22 protein-coding genes and 1 tRNA gene are annotated in these 20620 nt (G+C 70.2%); 12 read left to right on the top strand and 11 right to left on the bottom strand.

Annotated features, from left to right (window positions below; translation table 11 throughout):
• The first annotated feature begins 230 nt into the window (after positions 1 to 230).
• From ABCS02_RS30530 to ABCS02_RS30490, 9 genes are all read left to right on the top strand, one after another.
• Positions 231 to 2516: a hypothetical protein gene (locus ABCS02_RS30530; RefSeq protein ID WP_345839473.1), complete on the top strand. Its 2286-nt coding sequence runs from the start codon at positions 231 to 233 to the stop codon at positions 2514 to 2516.
• Positions 2517 to 2614: 98 nt separating this feature from the next.
• Entirely contained in the window at positions 2615 to 2740 is a 126-nt protein-coding gene (locus ABCS02_RS30525) for a hypothetical protein (RefSeq protein ID WP_345839472.1), read from the top strand.
• A 147-nt stretch (positions 2741 to 2887) separates the two neighbouring features.
• On the top strand, positions 2888 to 3424 hold the full coding sequence (locus tag ABCS02_RS30520; protein WP_345839471.1) for a PaaI family thioesterase: 537 nt from the start codon (positions 2888 to 2890) through the stop codon (positions 3422 to 3424).
• Positions 3425 to 3494: 70 nt separating this feature from the next.
• Positions 3495 to 4268 (top strand): helix-turn-helix transcriptional regulator, encoded by a 774-nt coding sequence (locus ABCS02_RS30515; RefSeq protein WP_345839470.1) that lies wholly within the window; start codon positions 3495 to 3497, stop codon positions 4266 to 4268.
• 60 nt (positions 4269 to 4328) lie between these two features.
• Positions 4329 to 4499 carry a hypothetical protein gene (locus tag ABCS02_RS30510; protein WP_345839469.1) on the top strand — a complete coding sequence of 57 codons (171 nt, stop codon included), beginning with the start codon at positions 4329 to 4331 and terminating at the stop codon, positions 4497 to 4499.
• Positions 4500 to 4614: 115 nt separating this feature from the next.
• Positions 4615 to 5031 (top strand): hypothetical protein, encoded by a 417-nt coding sequence (locus ABCS02_RS30505; RefSeq protein ID WP_345839468.1) that lies wholly within the window; start codon positions 4615 to 4617, stop codon positions 5029 to 5031.
• A gap of 59 nt (positions 5032 to 5090) precedes the next feature.
• The gene (locus ABCS02_RS30500; RefSeq protein ID WP_345839467.1) at positions 5091 to 6020 is read left to right on the top strand and encodes a heavy metal-binding domain-containing protein; all 930 of its coding nucleotides are present in this window, start codon (positions 5091 to 5093) and stop codon (positions 6018 to 6020) included.
• 28 nt (positions 6021 to 6048) lie between these two features.
• Positions 6049 to 6870, top strand: a complete 822-nt coding sequence (locus tag ABCS02_RS30495; RefSeq protein WP_345839466.1) for a heavy metal-binding domain-containing protein — start codon at positions 6049 to 6051, stop codon at positions 6868 to 6870.
• Complete coding sequence (locus ABCS02_RS30490) at positions 6867 to 7691, top strand: hypothetical protein (RefSeq protein WP_345839465.1); 825 nt, start codon at positions 6867 to 6869, stop codon at positions 7689 to 7691. Before ABCS02_RS30495 ends, ABCS02_RS30490 begins: the two co-directional genes overlap by 4 nt.
• Before the next feature lie 32 nt (positions 7692 to 7723).
• Here ABCS02_RS30490 and ABCS02_RS30485 read toward each other — a convergent pair whose 3' ends face one another.
• The gene (locus ABCS02_RS30485; RefSeq protein ID WP_345839464.1) at positions 7724 to 8935 is read right to left on the bottom strand and encodes a toxic anion resistance protein; all 1212 of its coding nucleotides are present in this window, start codon (positions 8933 to 8935) and stop codon (positions 7724 to 7726) included.
• Between the two features lie 196 nt (positions 8936 to 9131).
• Between ABCS02_RS30485 and ABCS02_RS30480 the strand changes: the two genes are divergently transcribed.
• On the top strand, positions 9132 to 9677 hold the full coding sequence (locus ABCS02_RS30480) for a hypothetical protein (protein ID WP_345839463.1): 546 nt from the start codon (positions 9132 to 9134) through the stop codon (positions 9675 to 9677).
• A 3-nt stretch (positions 9678 to 9680) separates the two neighbouring features.
• Here the strand turns inward: ABCS02_RS30480 and ABCS02_RS30475 are convergent, their stop codons facing one another.
• The 3 genes from ABCS02_RS30475 to ABCS02_RS30465 all read right to left on the bottom strand — a co-directional run bounded on the left by ABCS02_RS30475 (position 9681) and on the right by ABCS02_RS30465 (position 13074).
• Positions 9681 to 11096: an APC family permease gene (locus tag ABCS02_RS30475; RefSeq protein ID WP_345839462.1), complete on the bottom strand. Its 1416-nt coding sequence runs from the start codon at positions 11094 to 11096 to the stop codon at positions 9681 to 9683.
• 122 nt (positions 11097 to 11218) lie between these two features.
• Positions 11219 to 12073 (bottom strand): alpha/beta hydrolase, encoded by an 855-nt coding sequence (locus tag ABCS02_RS30470; RefSeq protein ID WP_345839461.1) that lies wholly within the window; start codon positions 12071 to 12073, stop codon positions 11219 to 11221.
• Positions 12061 to 13074, bottom strand: a complete 1014-nt coding sequence (locus tag ABCS02_RS30465) for an adenosine deaminase (protein ID WP_345839460.1) — start codon at positions 13072 to 13074, stop codon at positions 12061 to 12063. Before ABCS02_RS30465 ends, ABCS02_RS30470 begins: the two co-directional genes overlap by 13 nt.
• Before the next feature lie 122 nt (positions 13075 to 13196).
• Between ABCS02_RS30465 and ABCS02_RS30460 the strand changes: the two genes are divergently transcribed.
• On the top strand, positions 13197 to 13658 hold the full coding sequence (locus tag ABCS02_RS30460; RefSeq protein WP_345839459.1) for a DUF2809 domain-containing protein: 462 nt from the start codon (positions 13197 to 13199) through the stop codon (positions 13656 to 13658).
• Here ABCS02_RS30460 and ABCS02_RS30455 read toward each other — a convergent pair.
• The 4 genes from ABCS02_RS30455 to ABCS02_RS30440 form a co-directional block, all read right to left on the bottom strand.
• Positions 13561 to 14547 carry an NAD(P)H-quinone oxidoreductase gene (locus ABCS02_RS30455; RefSeq protein WP_345839458.1) on the bottom strand — a complete coding sequence of 329 codons (987 nt, stop codon included), beginning with the start codon at positions 14545 to 14547 and terminating at the stop codon, positions 13561 to 13563. The genes ABCS02_RS30460 and ABCS02_RS30455 overlap by 98 nt on opposite strands.
• Positions 14547 to 15788, bottom strand: a complete 1242-nt coding sequence (locus ABCS02_RS30450) for an ABC transporter permease (protein WP_345839457.1) — start codon at positions 15786 to 15788, stop codon at positions 14547 to 14549. Before ABCS02_RS30450 ends, ABCS02_RS30455 begins: the two co-directional genes overlap by 1 nt.
• A 3-nt stretch (positions 15789 to 15791) precedes the next feature.
• The gene (locus ABCS02_RS30445) at positions 15792 to 16667 is read right to left on the bottom strand and encodes an ATP-binding cassette domain-containing protein (RefSeq protein ID WP_345839543.1); all 876 of its coding nucleotides are present in this window, start codon (positions 16665 to 16667) and stop codon (positions 15792 to 15794) included.
• Positions 16668 to 16808: 141 nt separating this feature from the next.
• A complete protein-coding gene (locus tag ABCS02_RS30440) occupies positions 16809 to 17612 on the bottom strand; it encodes an inositol monophosphatase family protein (protein WP_345839456.1) in 804 nt (267 codons plus the stop codon).
• 122 nt (positions 17613 to 17734) lie between these two features.
• Here ABCS02_RS30440 and ABCS02_RS30435 point away from each other — a divergent pair.
• A tRNA-Lys gene (locus ABCS02_RS30435) sits at positions 17735 to 17807 on the top strand.
• Between the two features lie 381 nt (positions 17808 to 18188).
• Here the strand turns inward: ABCS02_RS30435 and ABCS02_RS30430 are convergent.
• The 3 genes from ABCS02_RS30430 to ABCS02_RS30420 form a co-directional block, all read right to left on the bottom strand.
• The gene (locus ABCS02_RS30430) at positions 18189 to 18689 is read right to left on the bottom strand and encodes a LysM peptidoglycan-binding domain-containing protein (RefSeq protein ID WP_345839455.1); all 501 of its coding nucleotides are present in this window, start codon (positions 18687 to 18689) and stop codon (positions 18189 to 18191) included.
• A 43-nt stretch (positions 18690 to 18732) separates the two neighbouring features.
• Entirely contained in the window at positions 18733 to 19038 is a 306-nt protein-coding gene (locus tag ABCS02_RS30425; protein ID WP_345839454.1) for a hypothetical protein, read from the bottom strand.
• 422 nt (positions 19039 to 19460) lie between these two features.
• Entirely contained in the window at positions 19461 to 20276 is an 816-nt protein-coding gene (locus ABCS02_RS30420) for a hypothetical protein (protein ID WP_345839453.1), read from the bottom strand.
• Positions 20277 to 20620 lie beyond the last annotated feature (344 nt).

Here is a 20620-nt window from a genome sequence, read left to right as displayed (position 1 = left end):
TTGCCCACACTTTTCTGAGATCACAGTGATTCGAACGCATCTCACGTGACTCAAATCCCGCGAATTTCCGCGGATCTTGCAGCGTTTGGACCGCGCAGACGGGACCAGAATAGGGTTCGATTCCCCCCATCTCCACGGATGGTCGTCGTCGCGCGTTGTTGAGGGTTCCGTCCGACCACCCCCGCGATCACCCCTAGAACCGCCCGCACCCTCTGTCGTACCCTGTGCCCGTGCGGCCAGGGCGCGGTTGGAGACGTCTCGGGGCCGCCGCCGGCGCCGTGGCGCTGGTGGCGGCGACGTTCAGCGCCGTCGTGGGAGGCGCGCCGCAGGCGCAGGCGCAGTCGCCGAACCCCCTGCAGGTCACCTACGTGGCACGGGTGTGCGACGCGTACACGGACATCATGGCCAACAAGGCCAGGAACAACATCCAGGAGTCGCTCTTCAACCTCGGCCCCGATTCGACCTACGCGCCCAACGACATCGTCGATCCGGCCGCGGAGGCCGCCGGTTCGCCGAACTGCCGCCCGCTGACCGGGTGGACGTTCTCGACCGGGCAGGGGATCGCGTCGAAGTCGCCGGCGACGCAGAACCTCTCGACCGTGACCGGGCTGTTCCGTTCCGACATCACGACGCAGGCGAGCACCCCGCTGCTCGACGCGCAGGGCAACCCCGTGATCGGTCCGGGAGGGCAAGCCCAGACGATCGAGGGCGCGGTGACGGTGCAGCTGAACGCGGCGGAGGCGTCGTTCGCACAGAGCGGCCGCAGCGTGTGGGTGCAGGGCGGCACCCCGGCGCAGGCGCTGAACGGCCGCTCCGACATCGGGTTCGGCGCGCTCCGCTGCGCGCAGGACGCCCTCAACGGCGACAACGTCGACGCGGTGACCTTCCCGCAATCCCGCACGCACGTGTTCTGCTTCTACTACGCGGTGAGCCCGCCACCGCCTCCCGGGACGATCACGGTGGTCAAGCAGGTGAACGGCGCGCTGAGCGACACCTTCGGATTCCAGGGCAACATCTCGTACAACCCGGGAGGGACATTCGCGATCGCGGCGTCGCCCGGTTCGCCCGGCTCGATGCAGTTCATCCGGGGCGCGACGCTCGGCAGCGTCACCGAGCCGCCGTGGTCGTTCACCGAGCAGAGCAGACCGGGATGGCAGGCTCCGTCGCCGGCGGCCTGCACCTCCACGAACGGGCTCAGCGTGATCACGATCTCCGGAGCGACGACCACGGTGAACCTCGCCGCGGGCGACAGCGTCACCTGCACCTACACGAACACTCCGACGCCGCTGGGCCTCGGAGCCCTCGCGAAACGCTCGTTCGGCGCGGTCGGCAGCTTCCCGTTCGCGATCACCGGGCCGAACACCACGGAGAACTTCACCGCGACGACCACGACGCAGGGCGAGCCGACGGTGTTCGCCACGCGCGTCGGGGCTCCGTCCGGAAACTACACGGCAGCGGAGACCTACCCCACCGACTTCAGCCAGACCGGACCCGGCACGTGGAGTCTGACCGGCGCCGACTGCAACGGCAGCAGCCTCCCCATCTCCAACACACCATCCGGTGCGGGCGTCAACTTCACCGCCGCGCCCGGGACGGACGTGGCGTGCCTGTTCACGAACTCGTTCGCGCCCTCTGGAGCCATCAACATCTTCAAGACGACGAACGGAGGCGTCGGCCGCTTCGAGTACACCGTGCTCGACAGCGCCGACAACCTGACGCGGGTGGGCAACCCAGTGGCGACGACCACTACTCCCGGGGTGGAGGTGCAGGCCCAGCCGTCCGTGACCGGGCTCTCCGCCGCGGCGCCGGGCACGGACTACACGATCGTCGAAGCGATGCCCGCCCCCGACTCGGAGGGCTTCTGGGTGCTCGACAGCGTCGACTGCGGTGGCAACACCGTCTCGGTCGACCAGGCGACGGCCAGCGCGGTCGTGCAGCTGCGACCGGACGCCGCGACCGCCGACTGCCATTTCGTCAACCGCTTCCAGCTGTACGGAACCTTCTCGGTGACCAAGACGACCACGCCCGACCTGGGGCTGCGGCCGGATGACGCGGTCATCGCCGTCGACTGCGGCGCCAGCGGCATCGGCGGCACGTTCACGGTTGCGGCGGGTTCCCCCGGCAACGACAGCGGCGTCGCGGTCACCGACTCCACCCTCACCTGCACGGTCTCCGAGCCGGACACCGGGGCGGCCACCGGCGTCGATGTGACGACGACGGCGTTCCTCCAGGTGGACGGCGGCCCGCAGCAGCCCTACACACTCGGTCAGCCGTTCACTGTGGAGGTCGGCCACGCCACGGAGGTCGTGATCGCCAACACGATGCAGCTCGCGCCGCCCCCGACGCCGACGCCCACCCCGACGCCGGTCCCGGCTCCGCCGACCGGGCCGTCGTCCCTTGCGAACACGGGCTCGTCGGGACCGCAACCCTGGATCCCGTTGGCGGGCGCGCTCCTCATCGCGAGTGGAGTCGTGATGGCTGTGAGTGCGCGTGTGCGCCGGACCGGCAAGCGGTGAACGAGCGCAGCGGACGCCTCGCTCTCCTCCGTTCTGCGTAGAACTGCGAATACCGTAACCGCCCCCACCGGCGCACCATGAAGGCGGAGGCGATCACCATGAACGTCCTGAGCACGCCCGCCGAGCCCGTCGCCATCGACTGCGTCATCATCGACTGGGACCAGGTCCGGCTCCCTGCGACCGGTCCGGAGCCTCATCCCGCAGACGAGCCTGCCAGGCTGTAGAGCCCCCAGGCTGTAGAGCCCGCCAGGCTGTAGAGCGCGGGGGCGGGTGAATCGGGTCACCCGTTCCCGTCCGTCGCGCGCGTACGCTCTTCTCCGTATGCCCTTCGCGCCGCGGGCCTCCCATCATGAGGTTCGGAGGTGGAGCCCATGGCTGAACCGGAAGTCGTCGGCGTCGGCCACGTCGAGGACCGCACGCGCACCGTGCGGTGGGAGGATCCCGCCCCGGCATCGGAGGCCCTCCGAGCGATGTCGGGGCTGGACTACATCCAGGCCGTGATCGAGGGCGACGTCGCCCCCGCCCCGATGGACGTCCTCCTGGGGATCCGGCTGGTCGCGGCGGCCGACGGCCGCGTCACCGCCGCTGTGACGGTCGGCGAGGTGCACACGGATCCGCTCGGGTCCATCCACGGGGGACTGGCCTGCAGCCTGCTGGAGACCGCCATCGCGTCGGCCGTGGCGACGACGCTGCCACTCGGGCAGGGCTTCACCTCGATCGACCTGTCCACCCAGTTCCTGAGGGCGGCGCGGGCGCACACCGGTGAGCTGACCTGCGAGGCGACGGTCGGGCACCGTGGCCGCCGGATCGTCTTCGCGTCGGGGGTGGTGACGGACTCCGCGGGGACGCTGGTCGCGGTCGGCTACGGCTCGCACCTCGTGGTCCCGCACGCAGCGGTCCGTCACTGAGCGATCCTCACTGAGAGTCCTCGAAGAGTCGGTGCCGCGGGTCCGGGGACGGTCGTATCCTGTCGCGCAGGTGCGTTGGGGGCGCAGCGCGGGCGCGATCATGGACGTTCGGGCGCAGGTTCTGTCGGTCAGCTACGACGTCGACGGCGTCGCCGGGAGGGACGCGCGCATCCACGCCATCGCCGAGTCGCTCGACGCGCTCCTCCCGTCGGAGCACTCCGGCTGGGCCGACATCGGCTCGCTGCCCGGTGACGTCAGCCTGATCGCCCGCTACGGGCCGGAGCGCGCCGTCATCGTCGACGCGGTGAAGCGGACGGCCGACGCGCATCCCACGATGCTGGCCTTCCGCAGCCGCCCGCGTTCGGTGGAGCCGGTCCGCCTGAGCGACCGGATCGGGCTCCGGGAGTGGCGCAGGCACGAGGTCTACACCGAGCTGTTCAGCCTGATGGGAACCACCTATCAGCTCGCGCTCCCGGTCCAGCCACTGGCCACCGGCAGACTGCGGACGTGGGTGTTCAACCGGGCGAACCGCGACTTCAACGACGACGAGGTCGAGCTCGCCCGCCGGCTGCAGCCGCTCCTGGCCGCGGTCGACCGGGTCGCCGTCGCGTCCCGGCCGTCGGTCGCAACGCCGGCGTTCGCGGCGCGGTCCGGTCTGACCGCCCGCGAGGAGGAGATCCTCGGGATGCTCGGCTCCGGGATGACCGCGAGCTCGATCGCGTACGTGACGCGCGTCAGCCCGCGCACCGTCCAGAAGCACATCGAGCACATCTACGCGAAGCTGGGCGTCCACGACCGCGTCTCGGCCGCGCTCCTCGCCGCGGACCGGCTCGGCCGTCCGTAGTTCTACGTATGGCGCGCCCTGACGCGGATCGGCGACGATCGCAGCGATCGGGGGTACGCGATGCTCATCCGGGTGGCCGTGTGCGCGGTCGTGGCTGCTGCTCTGCTGGCGATGCCGTCAGGGCCGCGGGGTCATGTCGTCGTCCCGGCCGGCCAGACCGCGGGCGTCGTCTTCGTGGACCCGTTCGAGCACGCCGGGGCGCGTCCGATCGACTACGCGCCGCCGCGATGACGCCAGGTGCGGTGCGCCACGATCGAGCAGTTCTGGAGAAGCGCCCTCCCCTCCCGCGGCCGTAGATTGTGTCTCAGCCGATCGAACGGCGAGAACTCACACGAAGGGGACGATCATGGCCGACACCACGTTCAGCAAAGAGGAGAAGGCCGCGATCCGGGCCACCGTCGCCGAGCAGAAGGCGATGAAGGCGGGCGCCGACGCCGCCGCGGCGTGCGACGAGGCGATCGCCGCGATGACCGGGACCGACAGGGAACTCGCGGAGGCTTTCCACCGGCTCGTGCAGGACAACACCGACCTCGCCGCGAAGACCTGGTACGGGATGCCCGCCTACGCCGACGCCGACGGGAGGACGGTCGTCGCGTTCAAGCCGGGCTCCAAGTTCAAGATCCGCTACGCCACGATCGAGTTCCAGCAGGCAGCAACGCTGGACGACGGCAGCCTCTGGCCGGTCGGGTTCGCGATCACCAAGCTCGACGAAGCGGACAAGGAGCGCGTCGCGCAGATCCTCCGCACGGCCGTCGGACGCTGACACGGCGCGGCCCCGCCCGACTGTACGCGCCGGGGCCGCGGACGTGATTGGATGAGCGCGTGACCCAGACTCCCGACGGCCTTCCCGCGGCCGCGCGCTCGCGCGTCGAGCGGCAGGCCGCGAGCGGGGTGCGGTCGTCGCTCTTCTCCGCGCCGGCGGCGGCCGCGGCCCGCAGCGCCGGGCTCCTCCCGGTCGGCGAGGTCTTCGGCGGGATGGTCGTCAACCTCGGCTGGACCGGGACCGGCTGCGCCTGGTGGACCCCGACCGGGCCGACGGCCGCTCTCGGCACCTGGCAGAGCCGCACCGCCTGGCGGTCTCCGGTCACGACCTCCGGCGGCAGCACCTACGCGGGTTACGCGCCCTACGTGAAGGGGTTCGAGTCCGCCTGGTACGGGGCCGTGCGGAGGATGCTCGCCGAGGCCCGCGCGCTCGGAGCGCACGGCGTGGTCGGGGTGACCGTGCAGCGCTCCCGGCTCGACGGCTCGGCGTGGGAGTTCACTGCGCTCGGCACCGCGGTGCGCTCAGACGACCCGCTGCTCGTGCCCTACCCGAAGAACCGCGGCGACGTCTGGAGCACGAACCTGACCGTCGAGGACACGGCCTCCGCCATCCTCAGTGGGTACGCTCCCGGCGAGCTGCTGCTCGGCATCTCCATCTCCACCAAGCACGAGGACTACGAGCTGCGTACCCAACGGTCGAGCTGGGTGAACGGCGAAGTGACCGGGATGACCGAGCTCGTCCAGGCGGCGCGTGCGGAGGCCCTGCACCGGCTGGAGACGCGCGCCACCGCGACCGCGGGCGCCCAGCTCGTCGTGACCGACCTCCGCCTGGGCGAGTTCGAGACGCCGTGCGGCGAGGAGAAGGACCTCCATGCCGAGGCGACCGTGGTCGGGGCCACCCTGATCCCCGTCCCGCGCTACAGCCGTCGCGCGGAGCTGTCCGCCGTCACCACCGTGATCCCGCTCAGCGACCTGCGCGCGCGAGCCTGAGACCCACCACCACCCGAGAGGAACCGCCGTGTCCGACCCGTTCTCCAGCGTCACCCTGCCCAGCGACGCGCGGGCCCGCCTCGCCGACGGGCGTGCGCGGCTGTTCACGTCCGACCTGTCGGTGAACGAGTTCCTCCTGGTCCGGCAGGCGGGATTCCGCCCTGTCGGCCTCGTGCTCGGCTCCAGCGTCTACCATGTGGGGATCCAGGCTCGTAAGTGGAGCAAGAACATGGAACTCGAGAAGCTGAGCCAGGCTATGTACCACGCCCGCGAGCTCGCGATGACCCGCATGGAGGCCGAGGCCGACGCGCTCGGCGCGGACGGGATCGTCGGCGTGCGGCTGGAGATCGAGTTCAAGGAGTACGGCAACGACCTCGCGGAGTTCGTCGCGGTCGGCACGGCCGTCGTCGCCGACGAGAAGCCGCCGACCGGCACCTGGCGCAACAACAAGCGGATGCCGTTCACCTCCGACCTGTCCGGTCAGGACTTCTGGACGCTCATCCAGTCCGGGTACGTCCCGCAGGGCCTCGTCATGGGCACCTGCGTGTACCACATCGCCCACCAGGGCATGATGGCGACCATGAACAACCTCGGGTCGAACGTGGAGATCACGGCGTTCACCGAGGCGCTCTACGACGCGCGCGAGCTGGCGATGGGCCGCATGCAGGCCGAGGCGGAGGCGCTCGACGCGGAAGGCGTCGTCGGCGTACAGCTCCTGTCGCTGCCGCACCGCTGGGGCGGCCACACCACCGAGTTCTTCGCGATCGGCACGGCCGTCCGCCCGCTGCGCGACGACCACGTGATCGCGACGCCGAACCTCGTCCTCCCGCTCACCGACGGCGGACGATGACCGAACCGGCTGAGGCGGCGGCCGACCCGCAGACGTTCCTGACCGACCTGGTCGAGAGCGTCGGTCGCGCGCTGCCGCCGGCCCTCGCCGCCCGGGTGCTGGTCGTCGAGCGCAGACGGACGCTCGCCGACCGCGTCTCCGGGAGGCCGGGCGCGATCTCCCGGGTCAGCCTGATCGGCACGGAGGAGACGCTCACGCTCGGCTACGAGCCCGGGCCGCACTGGAAGGGGGAGGCGCACCGCGTCTACGGCGGCGTGACGATCGCGCGCCGAGCCCTCGGCCTGGGGGACTGGCTGACCGCGTTCGCGGGCCGGGTCGCCGCGCTCGCCGCGGAGGCGGCCGGGGACGCCGCGACCTCCTCGCGTGCGCTGCAGACCCTGGGGCTGGAGCCCGCCGGGTCGGAGATCCAGGTGCGGGACGCCACGATCGAGGGCGACCTCCGCACGCTGCCCGCACGTCTCGGCCACCGGGTGCCGGCCGAGGCGGTCGCCCAGGTCGGGCGGATCGGGGACCTCCTCATCGACGCCCTCCCGCGGGTCGCCGGGCAGGGCGAGCCGGAGGTCGTGGTGCGGCGGACCGCGACCGTCTACCTCCCCGACACGCTGCGCGCGTACCTGTCGCTGCCGGCGGACTGGGCGGCCGACCACGTCTTCCCGGACGGGACGACCGCGGCGGCGGCGCTGGTCGGTCAGCTCTCCGAACTGGAGCGCGCGGCGAAGCGGATGCGGGACGCCGCGGTCGAGCAGGACGCGTCGGCACTGCTGGTCAACGGGCGGTTCCTGTCGGAGCGGTTCGGGGCGTCGCGGCTCGACCTGCCCTGAGCGATATCTGCCCTGAGCGCGACCCGGCCGCGTCAGCTGCTCGTGCCCGAGTGCGACCGGTCGACGTAGCTGCGCGAGCGCGAGATCTGCTGCTCCAGGGCGTCCACCGTCTTCGCCATGCTCTCGACCGCCTTCACGCGGTAGCTGTCGATGGAGTCCATCGTCGCGAACACATTGTCGAACGCGTGCTGCAGCGTCTCCAGGCTAACGCCGGTGGAGACGGCGTCCTCGTGGACGCGCGCCGTCTGCTGCCGCAGCAGCTCGCCTGTGCGGTCGATCATGGAGTTCGTCGCGTCGTTGAGCGCGCTGATCTGGTCGAGCACCAGCTCCTGGTTGCCGAGCGCTTGCGCGACGATGATCGCGGTGCGCAGTGCGGCGACGGTGGTCGTGCGCGCGCGCTCGACGCCCTTGATCAGCTCCACGTTGTTCTTGCGGATGGCGTCGAGCGCGAGGTAGCCCTGCACGGACACCGCGATCTGCGTCGTCAGGTCCTGCCGGCGCTGGCGGATCGGGAAGAGCGCGTCGGCGACCAGGGAGTCGGCCCGGGCCGGGTCGGTGGCGCGCAGCTCGGCGGCGCGCGCCTGGATCGAGTCGTCCAGGGCTTTGGCGAGCGTCGTGTACTCGCCGAGCTTGCCCATCGTCGCCCACAGGTTGGTGCGCTCCAGGTCGATGGCGGCGTTGTCCTTGAGGAGGGCGTCCTGACCGGAGATGAGGGCGGTGATGATCGCGTCGAGCTGCTTCTGGGCCGGCTGGTAGCGCTCGAAGTACCGCATCAGGGACTTGCCGCCCGGCAGCCTCCCGAGGATGCCCTTCGAGCCGGTCAGGTTGGAGTGACCCGGGTCGAGGTCGGTGATCGTGGTGCGGAGCTGCTGGAGGGTCTGGGCGACCTGGGTCTGCGGGTCGGAGGGGCCGCCGCGACCGCGGGCGGCGGCGAGCGAGGACTCCGGCCGCTGCAGCATCCGGTTGGACACCTCGGAGGACGACCGGATCTCCTGCACGCCCATCCGCGCGATCTCGTCCACGCGGCGGGTGAACTCGGGGCTCCCCGGCTCCACCCCGGCGAGCCCCGCGACGAACTCGTCGGCCTTCGCGGCGAGCTCCGCCCGCTTGTCGGCGGGCACGGCCACCATCCCGACGGCCTGGTCGCCGCCGACCTCCGGGACCGCGGCGGGAGGCGTGAGGCTCACCCCGGCCGCCGGCTGATCCGGAGGCGTCAACGGCTGGTTGAGGTCGAGCTCGGACATCGGTACTCCTCCCCGGGGTCGGGCGCGGAACGTGCGGCGCCCGACGACAAGACACTTGAGCCAACACTAGAACGAACAGTGCGGCGCGGGCGCGCGGTTCGGGTGACTCGCAGGTGAGTCGGTACAGCGCAGGGACGATCGTGGTGGCGACGAGAGACGGATGCGCTGGGCGGTGCGAAGCGGGGAGGCTGGGGCGATGCGTTTGCGTTCCGTGCTTCAGTGGACTCCGTCTCTGCTTTTCGTCCTGCTGGCGGGCGTCGGCATCCTGCTGCTGGCTCTTGAATTCGACCGCCCGACGAGGACTCTGCTTCTGGCGGAGATCGACGGCGGCCAACTGGGCCTGATCCTGCTCCTGGTGGCTGTCGCGGTCGCGGTCGTGCTGATCGGCCAGCTCATCGTGGTCGTGGAGAGGGTCCCGTGGCGGTGGGTACGGGTGCTGACGGATGTCGCCGCGGTCGCCGGCTGGATCGCTCTCATCCCTGTGGCGTTGATGTTGTTGTTCGTCCTCGGCTTCGCCCTGAGCGTGGAGTACGTCCATCTCGACGTCCCCGGGCGAGACCTCGCCGCCTATAGCTCCTCGGCGTCGGAGTCCATCGGGCTGATGGAGCGGCGCGGGCTCTTCTACGAGTCGGTTCACTGTCCGCCGCTGGAGGCCGCCCTGGCGGATGACCGAGCGATGGGTCGCCGCGGGGTCCCCGGTTTTCCGCGCTGGGACGAGCTCGACCTCCAGCAGTGCCGTTGACCGCTACTCCGTCGGCTCCCGGTCCTTCCCGACCGCGGAGGTGAACCCTGTGACCGGCTGGTTCTCGTCGAAGGCCGCGGCCCGGCGGCGGAAGCCGCGCGTGAGCACGAGCAGGTACGCGAAGCCGATCGCCGTCCAGATCAGGCCGCCGATCAGCGCGTCCGCGTGGAGGTTCGCCCACAGGATGCCCGTCAGCGCCATGCCGATCGCCGGGAGGACGATGAAGCTCACGATGTCGCGGAAGGTCTTGCGGCGGCGCTGCCGGATCGCGAACCACGCGATTACGGAGACGTTCACGAAGGTGAAGGCGATCAGCGCGCCGAAGTTGATGAAGGCCGAGATCATCTCCAGCGTGAACGACGCCGCCAGCAGGGAGATCGCTCCCACGAGCACGATGTTCAGCGTCGGCGTGTGCGTCCGGGGATGGATGTAGCCGAAGAACCGGCGGGGGAGGACGTCGTTGCGGCCCATCACCAGCAGCATCCGGGACACCGACGCGTGCGACGCCAGGCCGGAGGCGAGCGTGGCCGCGAAGCCGGCCGAGACGAAGACCGCCTGGAAGACCGGGCCGCCGACGATGAGGCCGATCTGGGGGAGCGGGTCGTCGGTGAACTCTCCGAACGGCGCGTTCGTCGGGAACCGGAGCTGCGTGAAGAACCCCGCAATGAGGAAGATCGCCCCGCCGATGACCACCGTCAGCAGGATCGCCCGCGGCATCACCTTCGGTGTCCTGGCCTCCTCCGCGTACATGGTCACCGCGTCGAATCCGATGAAGGAGAAGCAGACCACCGTCGCGCCCGTGAGCACCGCCGACAGGGTGACGCCGTCGTGGAAGAACGGCTTCACCGAGGCGACCGTGCCGTCGCCCGCGCCGTTCGCGAGCTGCGCGATCACCATGACGACGAACACGGTCATCACGACGATGGCGAAGACGAGCAGGATCATGTTGATGTTCGACGTGCCGCGCATCGTGAAGTAGATGAGCGTCGTGACAGCCGCGCAGTAGAGCACGACCCAGATCCAGCCGGGCACGCCGGGGAAGACCTGCTCCAGGTAGAGCCGGATGATCAGGCAGTTCACCATCGGCAGCAGCACATAGTCGATGAGGGAGGTCCAGCCGACCATGAAGCCGAGGTTCGGGTGGATGGACTCCCGCACGTACGTGTACGCCGACCCGGCGCTCGGGATGGCGCCCGCCATCTTGCCGTAGCTCACGGCCGTGAACATCATCACGATGAGCGCGACCAGGTAGGCGGCGGGGACCGCACCGCTGGTCTCCTCGGAGACGATGCCGAAGGTGTCGAACACGACGGTCGGCGTCATGTAGCCGAGGCCGAGGCCGACGATGGCCCACAGCCCGAGGCTGCGGCGCAGTGTGCCGGAGCGCGCCGGCGCGGGCGCGGTGGGCGTCGTCGTCATGGGCTCTCCTTCGGGTACGGAACGTCGGCGTGCCTCGCGGTGGCCCAGCCGGTCGACTTCCCGAGACCCTAGCAGGAGAAGAGCGCTTTTCTGAAAGAACCCACAGAAACGTCCGCGTGTCGTCAGCGGACGGAGGTCGCGACCACCCAGTCCAGCGCCACGGGGAGCGCGGTCAGCACCGAGACGTGGCCCTCGCGCGGCCGCAGCCAGAGCTCGCCCCGGCGGAGCCGTTCGAGCATCCAGCCGGCGTGCGTTGCTGGGATGACGCGGTCGCGGCCGCCCTGCACGAGGAGGGTCGGGGCGCTCACCGCACCCAGCTCGACGCCCCAGGGGGCGACGTAGGCGAGGTCGTCGTCCACCTCGCCGGTGTGCCCCTCGGCCGCGCCGGCCCCGGCGTCGGCTCCGAGCGCGGCCCACGGGCCCTTCAGGGTCTCGTAGTCGCGGTCGGTGAACGACTCCGGATCGAACTCGGCGGTCTCGGCGTGCGCCGCGCGGGCGTCCCGGCCGGCGAGCGCGGCGCGGAGTCCGTCGGGGTCGGCCATCCCGGCGAACCAGTCGACGTCGCCCCAGTACGGAGCGATGCCGGCGAGGGAGACCACCGCCCTGACGCGTGAGGGGGCGAGCGCCGCGCAGGCGAGCGCGTGCGGTCCGCCGCCGGAGGCGCCGAGCGTGGCGAAGCCGTCGACGCCGAGCGCGTCGAGGACGGCGAGCACATCGGCCGCGGCGTCGGCGACGGTGCGGCCGGGCAGGGCGTCGGAGCCCGGGTAGCCGGGCCGGGCGACGGAGACGACGCGGAGCCCGCGGGCGGCGGCAGCCTCCGCGACGGGCTGGATGACGGCTCCGGTCTGCGGGGTGCCGTGGTGCCAGACGACCACGGGCGTGTCGGCGTCGTCCGGGCCTCCGGTGTCGAAGAACCGCACCGAGCGGCCGTCGGGCCGGGCGATGCTCCCGACCCGGCCTCCCGTCAGCTCCGCCACGCGTCCACCTCTGCCTGCAGCTCGGCCTTCCGTGCGGCGGTCGCGAACGAGGCGTCGACGGAGGTGCGCGCGAACCGCTCGGCCTGTTCGGCGGTGACCCCGAGCGCGTCCCGGATCGCGAGGTAGTTGTCGCCGGCGTAGCCGCCGAAGTACGCCGGGTCGTCCGAGTTCACCGTGACGCGGACCCCGGCGGCGTCGAGCCGCAGCAGCGGGTGGGCGCTCAGGTCGGGGACGGTGCGCAGGCGGACGTTGGACAGCGGGCAGACCGTCAGCGGGATGCCGTCCGCGGCCAGCCGCGCCATCAGCTCAGGGTCCTCCGCGGCCCGGATGCCGTGGTCGACGCGCTCGACGCCGAGCAAGTCGAGCGCCTGGACGATGTAGGAGGGCGGACCCTCCTCGCCGGCGTGCGCCACCGCGTGCAGCCCGGCGTCCTTCGCCCGCGCGAACACGCCGGCGAACAGCTCCGGCGGGTAGCCGACCTCGGCCGAGTCGAGCCCGACGCCGAGCAGTCGCTCGGGCCGCGTGAGCGCGGCGGTGAGGACGGCGTCGGCGGACTCCACCGGCTGGTCGCGCAGGAAGCACAGGATGAGCCCGCCCGACATCCCGAGGTCGCGCTCGGCCTCCGCCAGGGCGCCGCTGATCCCGTCCACGACCGCCTCGATCGGGACGCCGCGCGACACGTGCGCCTGCGGGTCGAAGAACAGCTCGGCGTGCCGGACGCCCTGCGCGGCGGCGGTCCGGAGGTAGCGGCGGGTGAGCTCGGCGAAGTCGTCCTCGGTGCGCAGCACGGCCATCGTCGCGTAGTAGAGGTCGAGGAACGACTGCAAGTCGGAGAAGTCGTACTGCGCGGCGAGCTCCTCGACGGAGGCATACGGCAGCTGCACCCCGTTGCGTCCGGCGAGCTCGAACGCCAGATCGGGTTCGAGGGTGCCCTCGATGTGCAGGTGGAGCTCGGCTTTCGGCAGAGCGAGCAGGGCGTCGTCGGAGGGCGGCGTGGTCATGGTTCGATCCTCCCACTGAACGGGTGGCGGCGTAGCCGAGCCCACCGGATCATCCGGCCGATGGACGCCGGGTCCGTCGCCTGCCGGACGCTCCAGCGGCAGCACCTGGATAGCCTCGACCCATGTCGACCGTCGCCCTCCGCCGTGCCCTCCTGATCGTGGCCGCGATCGCCACCGTGGTCGTGGGGCTGACCGTCCACGAGACCGTCGACAGCTGGGCCGGGGCGTTCGCGGGGGATGCGCTGTACGCGGTGCTCGTCTTCCTGCTCGTCGCCGTCGTGGCAGTGCGGGCGCCGAGCGCGGTCGTGGGCGGCATCGCCTTCGCGCTCTGCGCCGCCGTGGAGGTGTTCCAGCTCACCGGTGTCCCCGCATACCTGTCGGCGACGATCCCGGGGGTGGAGCTGGTGCTCGGGTCCACGTTCCAGTGGATCGACCTGCTCGCCTACCTGTTCGGGGCGGCGCTCGCGGCCGCGGTGGACGTGGGGGTCAGGACACGCGCAGCAGGATCTTCCCGAGGTGTGCGGACGACTCCATCCTCCGGTGCGCCTGGGCGGCGTCCGCCAGCGAGAACACCGAGTCGATGACCGGGCGGACCTCGCCGGACGCCAGCAGCGGCCAGACGTGGTCGCGTACGGCGGCGATGATCGCGACCCGCTCGGCGAGCGGGCGGGCGCGCATCGTCGTGCCCTGCAGGCGGGCGCGCTTCATCATCAGGAGGCCCATGTCGACTGCGGCCGGGGTGCGGTCGCGGACGGCGATCGACATGATGCGGCCGCCGGTCGCGAGGGCGTCGAGGTCGCGGGCGATGTACGCGCCGCCGACGATGTCGAGGACGACGTCGGCGCCGCGGCCGTCGGTGAAGGCCTGGACGGCCGCCACGAAGTCGTCGGTGCGGTAGTCGACTGCGGCGTCCGCGCCGAGGCCGCGGCAGAAGGCGGCCTTCTCGGGGCTGCCGGCGGTCGCGATCACGGGCGAGCCCAGTGCGTGGGCCAGCTGGATGGCCATGCTGCCGATCCCGCTGGAGCCGCCGTGGACCAGCAGGGTCTCGCCGGGCGCCAGCGCACCGAGGTCGAACACGTTCGACCAGACCGTGGCGGCGACCTCGGGCAGGCCGGCGGCCTCCACAGGATCGACGCCGGGCGGGATCGGAAGGACGAGCCCGGCGTCCACGGTGACGTACTCGGCGTAGCCGCCGCCGGGCAGCAGCGCGCAGACGAGGTCGCCCTCGCGCCAGCGTCCCGGCTCGACCTCCGCGCCGACCGCGTCGATGACGCCGGACACTTCCAGGCCGGGCCATTCGGGCGCGCCGGGAGGCGGCGGGTAGAAGCCGCGGCGCTGGCTGAGGTCGGCGCCGTTCAGCCCGGCGGCGATCACCCGGATGCGGACCTCGCCGGGCGCGGGCTGCGGCTCGGGGACGTCGGCGACGGTCAGGACCTCCGCGTCGCCCGGCTGTGGCACGACCACCGCGCGCATCAGCGGACCGCCGATCCCGTGGCGGTCTTGCGCCCGAGCACATCCCGGATGCGCACCTTGCTGGAATACTCGATGGACCCGTAGCGGAAGAGCCGCACGGCCAGCCGGAGCACGACGTACGAGAGAGCGAAGAGCTCGACGATGATCACGATCGCCTGCCAGAGCGGCAGCGACCCGAAAGCATTGAGGATCAAGGCGGTGATCGGCGCAGTGAAGGGGAAGAACGCCAGGATCTGCACGATCGGCGCCTCCGGCGTGCTGACCGCGTAGCTGGACGCGTAGATCGGGATGACGACGGCGAAGATCACGACGGAGAAGAACGGCGCGGCGTCCTTCGCGGTCGGCATCACCGCGCCGACGGCCACGAGCGTCCCGGTGAAGAGCGCGAAGCCGCCGATCGTGATGAGCGCGCCGACGATCATCTTCTGCGGGTCGAACACCAGCGAGCTCAGGTCGAGGTTCGGGATGGCGAGCTGGTCGCGGAAGAACAGGTAGCCGATCACGACCGGCAGGGCGAACACCGCGATCTGGATGAGGCCGACCGCGAACAGCGACACCACCTTGCCGACCAGGAGGTTGGTCGGGTTGATCGTCGTGAGGATCATCTCGGTGACCCGGTTCTCCTTCTCCTCCAGGGTCGAGTTGAGCATCTGGTTGCCGAGGAACACGATCACGACGAAGAACGCGGCCAGGAAGATCAGCGGAGGCAGGATGCCCTGGAAGCCCGGCGCCACCGCGCCGTCCTTGAAGGTGGTGGTCGAGGCGTTCGTCTCGCCGCGGAGGATCGCGACATCCACCGGGCTGTTCAGCTTCTGCTCCACGCTCGTCGCCAGCAGCGACTGCGCGACGGCGGAGTACTTGCTGTTCGCGAACACGCCGGCGTCGGCCCCGTAGACCTTGATGGTCTGCTTCGACGGGTCGGCCGGGTAGTCGAAGAAGGCCGGGGTGCCGCCGATCTGGACCTCCTCGACGCCCTCCGAGCTGCTGGCGATCTCCTTGCCGCCGTAGCTGCCCGCGACGGCAGGGTCGACCAGGCCGGACGCGTCGACGTAGAGGAAGTCGAAGCGCGAGTTTTTCTGCTGGTCGGCGGTGTTGGCGCTGGAGACGTTCGCCGAGATGACGAGAGCGCCGAGGCCGAAGACCAGGATCGGCAGGATGAGGGTGACAGCCCAGAAGCTGCGCTTCTTGATCGTGCGGGTGAACTCGAACCCGATGACAGTGGAGAGGTTGTGGCGGGCCATGTCTCAGTCCTCCTGGCGGCTCTCGGCGCCGTAGACCTCGACGAAGATGTCGTCCAGGGATTTGCGGGTGGGGGCGAAGCGGGTGATGTGCAGGCCGGCGTCCACGAGGGCGCGGAGGATCGCCGCGGTGTCGGCGTCGTTCGCGACCTCCAGCTCGGCGCGCCCGTCCTCGTCCTTCGCGACGCGGTAGGCGGCGGAGGCGGGGATCGTGCCGTCGTGGTCCACGTGCACGACGGTGCCGCCGAACTGCTCCTGCACCTCGGAGACGGTGCCGTAGGCGCGGGAGACTCCGTCCTTGAGGAGGATGACGCGGTCGCAGAGCCGCTCGACCTCCTCCATCTGGTGCGTCACCATCATCACGGTGGAGCCTGCGCGCTTCTGGTCGTCGATGATGTCCATGAGCAGGCGCCGGTTGACCGGGTCGAAGCCCTTCGTCGGCTCGTCGAGGATGAGCAGCTCCGGCTGGTTCATGATCGTGACGCCGAGCTGCACCTTCTGCTGCTGGCCGCCGGAGAGCTTGTCGAGCCGGACCTTCTCCTTGTCGCCGATGCCGACGCGCTCCAGGTATTCGCTCGACCACCGCCGCGCCCTCTCGGCGCCGAGGCCCTTCAGCCGGCCGAAGTAGACCATCACGTCGATGACGGACTCCTTCTTGTAGAGGCCGCGCTCCTCCGGCAGGTAGCCGAGCCGTTCGCCCGCCTCCGGCGAGAAGTCCTTGCCGTCGATGTGCAGGACGCCGGCGGTCGGCTGGTAGATGCCGAGCAGCGCGCGGATCGTCGTGGTCTTGCCCGAGCCGTTGCTGCCGAGGAAGCCGAACGTCTCGCCGCGGACGATGTCGAAGGAGAGGTCGCGGATGACGGTGGTGCGACCGAAGTCCATGCGGAAGCCGGCGATGTGCACGAGGGGCTCGTCGGTGTGGGTGTTCACACGATCGAGCCTATTGGGTGGAGGGCGCCGCGGTCGCGGGGTCCGGGCCCTATAAAAGTGTTGTCCCGCGTTGCCTGCTGGGTGTGCGGCCCGCTACGCGAGCGCGTCGAGCAGGGCCGCGTGCAGCAGCCCGTTCGACGCGAGCGAGGAGCCGTGCGACGGCCCGGCCTCGCCCGTCACCGAGGTGAAGGCGCCGCCGGCCTCCTCCACGATCGGGATGAGCGCGGCCAGGTCGTAGGTCTTCACGTCGAACTCGCCGACCGCATCCAGGAGGCCCTCGGCCAGCAGCATGTACGCCCACATGTCGCCGTATGCGCGGTCCCGCCACACCCGCCGGGTGAGGGCGACGAGCCGGTCGAGGTAGCCGGCCTGATCCCACTGCGCGATGCTCTGGAAACTGACCGACGCGTTCGCGAGGTCCTCGACGCCCGAGACGCGGATGCTCCGCGGCTCCGCGCCTGGCGCGTCCGTCGTCCACGCCCCTCCGCCGGCCGCCGCCCACCAGCGCTTGCCGAGCGCGGGGGAGCTGACCACGCCGACGACCGGCGTGCCGTTCTCGGCGAGCGCGATGAGCGTCCCCCACACCGGCACGCCGCGGAGGTAATTGGAGGTCCCGTCGATCGGGTCGAGGATCCACTGCCGCGCGGCGTCGCCCTCGGTGCCGTACTCCTCGCCGAGGATGCCGTCACCGGGCCGCTCGACGGCGAGCGCCTCCCTGATGGCCCGCTCGACGGCCAGGTCGGCCTCCGTCACGAAGGTGCGATCGGGCTTGGTGTCGACGTGCAGGCCGCGCTCGCGGAAATGCGCGGACGAGATGCCGTCGGCGAGGTCGGCGAGCCGCAGCGCGAGCGCCAGGTCGGCGGAGCGGAGCGGGGCGGTGTCGCGTGCGTCGGTCACGCCAGGAGCCTAGCGGCCCGGCGCAGGGACACGCCCGGGGTGCAGTGTCCACCGCCGCCGATTGGCGTCGCGCCCGGAGCGGATGCTAATGTTGAGCCTCGGTCCGGGAAACCGGAGCGAATGCGCCTCTAGCTCAATCGGCAGAGCAATTGACTCTTAATCAATGGGTTCAGGGTTCAAGTCCCTGGGGGCGCACGATTCACCGCGAGGTGGCGAGAAGCCCCCGATTCTTGGAAACACTGGGATCGGGGGCTTTCTCTCTGTCCTGGGTCCGTGCGTGATGAGGCCGTTTGCCCACATCTGATGTGGCCTTCACGCCCTCCTGCGCTGACCCCGACTGCAAACGAGGCTGTCGGGCTTTCTTCACGGTTGTTGCAGACAGAGGGAGTGCGTCCGCAGTTCGGCCTGCGTTCTACTGCGCGGTGGAACGGCGAAGAGCAACCGCTGCAGTTGACGCTGGGCTCCAACGCATTCGGCGCGCTTTCCACACGTTCGGGATCGAGGGTGAGTTGCCGCAGACATAGCGCCTAGCGAGAACGAAGAGATAGGTCCCGGGTTCAGTGCACGATGTCGGCCTCAGTGCTGCGGCACGTGCGGATCCGGCAGGTTCTCCAGGTTGTGGTAGACGACACCGTTCTGGTCGCCGACGCTGGTGATCGTCGCCGGGTCGAGGTTGATCGTGTCGCCGACGTAGACCTGTGTCACGTTCTCACGCCGCACAGCGTTGATCGCCGTGAGGTACGCCGTCCCGAGGTCGAAGCGCTTGGCGATGAACTCCCAGATGTCGCCGGGCGCGACGACGTACGCGACTGGAACGCCCTTGTCGTTGAGCCTCGTGGTCCCGGTGGCGTACTGGATGGGGCCGCAGTCGACCGGCTGCTGGGCCTCGCTGTAGTACTCGCGCTCCCAGAATCCCCAGCCGACGCACCCCGCGGCAGTCGCGACCGGAGCCGGCGTTGCGGTCGGGGTGAAGGACGCCGCGGGCGTCGGTGTCGCGGGGTGGTTGGCTTTGTGGATCAGGTCCGGGGTGCGCGATGCCGCAGTGCAGCCGGTCAGAGAGATGCCGAGTACCAGCACCGCCGTGATCGCTGCGCTGACTTTCCCCGTCGTCCGTCCACGATCACGGGTCGATCGATGGAGCGCGCCCGGCCTCGTGCGTGCGACCAGCGAGGAGTCGGCCAACGTACGTCATGACCAGCGATGCGCCGATGAGAGCGACGCCTAGGGGTGCCACGAGCTGGCCGATGATCCGGACGACAACCTCAAGCACTGTGAGAATCCCTTGGTCCACATTCACATCTGATCCCGGCTGCACAATGGCCGCGATGCCGATCTGTGGTATCAGAATGGTCAACAGGGCTCCGGCCACGGTGAGCGCGATGCCCCACCACAGCACTACCTTCGGTCGCAGGTTCGACTCATTCACGAACGTCCCCCTTCGTCGCGGTTGGTCATGATGCTAGCGGGCCGCTCGGCAACTTTCAGCGCACAGCGGCGCCTCCGGCATTATCAGTCGCCGCCGAATACCACGGCTCGGATTGACACGGCGATCGAGGAGGGATCCTCGATCGCAGCCGCAGTCGGCCGGGCGCCGCATAGAGCGTCGCCCAGAATCCCGAGGCCGCGAGAAGTCGGCTGGGCGAACCGGTGCGCTCGTGCAGGAAGATCGCTGCGCCAGGCGGTGCGGTGACCCGCCACCTGGCCTCTACGGTCATGTGCGCCATCGTAGCGAGTCGGCCTCAGACGAAGAAGAACACGAGGATCACAGATGTGACCGGTTCCCGGTCACTGACTGGCCACAGACCGGTCACGTCATCGGCAAGCTCATCGAGGCCGTCGTGAGCGCGCTCATACCCTGATGGACAGCGGTCCTCGGGTGACGGCGAAGAGTGCTGCGAGGACGCTGCGATAGAGCTCGGCGGTTCGCTGGTCGTATTCCGCTTTGCGGGCCGCGTCGGAGTAGGCGAGGTCGTTCCACGATCCCATCCCGCCGAACACCCATGATTTGACCGCCGCGGCCAGGAGCTGGCGCGACTCCCGCGGGAGGCCCTCCGGGGCCAGGTCAGGGTAGTACGGGATCACCGGCTCGGATGCGTCGAGCAGACGCAGAGCCTCCGTGAACCAGGTGGCCCAGTCAGCGATGTCGTCGTCGCCTTCCGCAAACCCTCTGATCGCATCGAGCGCGGCCCGGAGGTCTTCTTGCGCCGACGACGGTGCAGGTTGTGCGAGCCAGGACTGGCCGAGTGGTGAGCCAGTGAGCTGCACGGCCCAGATCCGCTGGTCCGTGCGGTTGCGATCGTGAACTGCCCAGTGCGACTGCCAGAGATGCGGAGTGGGGGCGTCATCGACCAGAGCCCACCGGCCACCATTCGCGAACGACGCCGCCAACGGATCCGGGAGATCAGACGGCTGCGCGCTTCCGACAACCAGCGACAGACGGCGGGCTCCCGAGTCGTTCACGAATCGGAGCCAGTCGGCGACACCGTCAGCCTCCCACTTGCGGCTCCTCAGCATCCGTCGCTGCGGACACGTTACGTGCACTCGCTCGACGTACCGGAACGCCGAGTTCGCGGTATCGAGGTCGGGTGCGCGGCCGGTCCCCGTCGCGAGCCAATCGTTGCCATGCAGACAAAGCGCGATGAGAGCCGCGAGTTCGCCATTCATAGTGAGATTCTGCCGTGCAACCCGTCGTGAATGCGGTCGCGGCGTCTCTGGAATATCTGGAAAGACAACGACCGGGCGCGGTGAGGCTGGACGAGCGTGACGATCGCAAGGCCGAGGAGCACGATGGGGAAGGTCGCGTTGAGCGGCGCCGTTGCTCGCTCGATGTTTTCCGTTGTGCGATTGTGACTGGCATTCGTGCCGTGCGTCGTTAGTCTCCGATTGTGGGTCGGCGGTCGTGGCTGGTGGGGGTGTGCCTAATAGGTGCTGTCGCTGGTGCGGCAGTGGTGGCAAACACGGTGGCGGCAGCGTCTGTCGCGCCGATACCCGCCGCGTGCCCGACTACA

The sequence above is a fragment of the Microbacterium sp. X-17 genome (genome assembly GCF_039615055.1).
Note: the sequence above shows the minus strand (reverse complement) of the source record. Positions and strands in the feature narration are given on the sequence as shown.

Excerpts from the sequence above, each read along its gene's own strand:
- ABCS02_RS30525 (WP_345839472.1), top strand. The coding sequence starts at position 2,615 with ATGAACGTCCTGAGCACGCCCGCCGAGCCCGTCGCCATCGACTGCGTC.
- ABCS02_RS30520 (WP_345839471.1), top strand. The coding sequence starts at position 2,888 with ATGGCTGAACCGGAAGTCGTCGGCGTCGGCCACGTCGAGGACCGCACG.
- ABCS02_RS30510 (WP_345839469.1), top strand. The coding sequence starts at position 4,329 with ATGCTCATCCGGGTGGCCGTGTGCGCGGTCGTGGCTGCTGCTCTGCTG.
- ABCS02_RS30505 (WP_345839468.1), top strand. The coding sequence starts at position 4,615 with ATGGCCGACACCACGTTCAGCAAAGAGGAGAAGGCCGCGATCCGGGCC.
- ABCS02_RS30490 (WP_345839465.1), top strand. The coding sequence starts at position 6,867 with ATGACCGAACCGGCTGAGGCGGCGGCCGACCCGCAGACGTTCCTGACC.
- ABCS02_RS30485 (WP_345839464.1), bottom strand. The coding sequence starts at position 8,935 with ATGTCCGAGCTCGACCTCAACCAGCCGTTGACGCCTCCGGATCAGCCG.
- ABCS02_RS30480 (WP_345839463.1), top strand. The coding sequence starts at position 9,132 with ATGCGTTTGCGTTCCGTGCTTCAGTGGACTCCGTCTCTGCTTTTCGTC.
- ABCS02_RS30475 (WP_345839462.1), bottom strand. The coding sequence starts at position 11,096 with ATGACGACGACGCCCACCGCGCCCGCGCCGGCGCGCTCCGGCACACTG.
- ABCS02_RS30465 (WP_345839460.1), bottom strand. The coding sequence starts at position 13,074 with ATGACCACGCCGCCCTCCGACGACGCCCTGCTCGCTCTGCCGAAAGCC.
- ABCS02_RS30460 (WP_345839459.1), top strand. The coding sequence starts at position 13,197 with ATGTCGACCGTCGCCCTCCGCCGTGCCCTCCTGATCGTGGCCGCGATC.
- ABCS02_RS30455 (WP_345839458.1), bottom strand. The coding sequence starts at position 14,547 with ATGCGCGCGGTGGTCGTGCCACAGCCGGGCGACGCGGAGGTCCTGACC.
- ABCS02_RS30450 (WP_345839457.1), bottom strand. The coding sequence starts at position 15,788 with ATGGCCCGCCACAACCTCTCCACTGTCATCGGGTTCGAGTTCACCCGC.
- ABCS02_RS30445 (WP_345839543.1), bottom strand. The coding sequence starts at position 16,667 with ATGGACTTCGGTCGCACCACCGTCATCCGCGACCTCTCCTTCGACATC.
- ABCS02_RS30420 (WP_345839453.1), bottom strand. The coding sequence starts at position 20,276 with ATGAATGGCGAACTCGCGGCTCTCATCGCGCTTTGTCTGCATGGCAAC.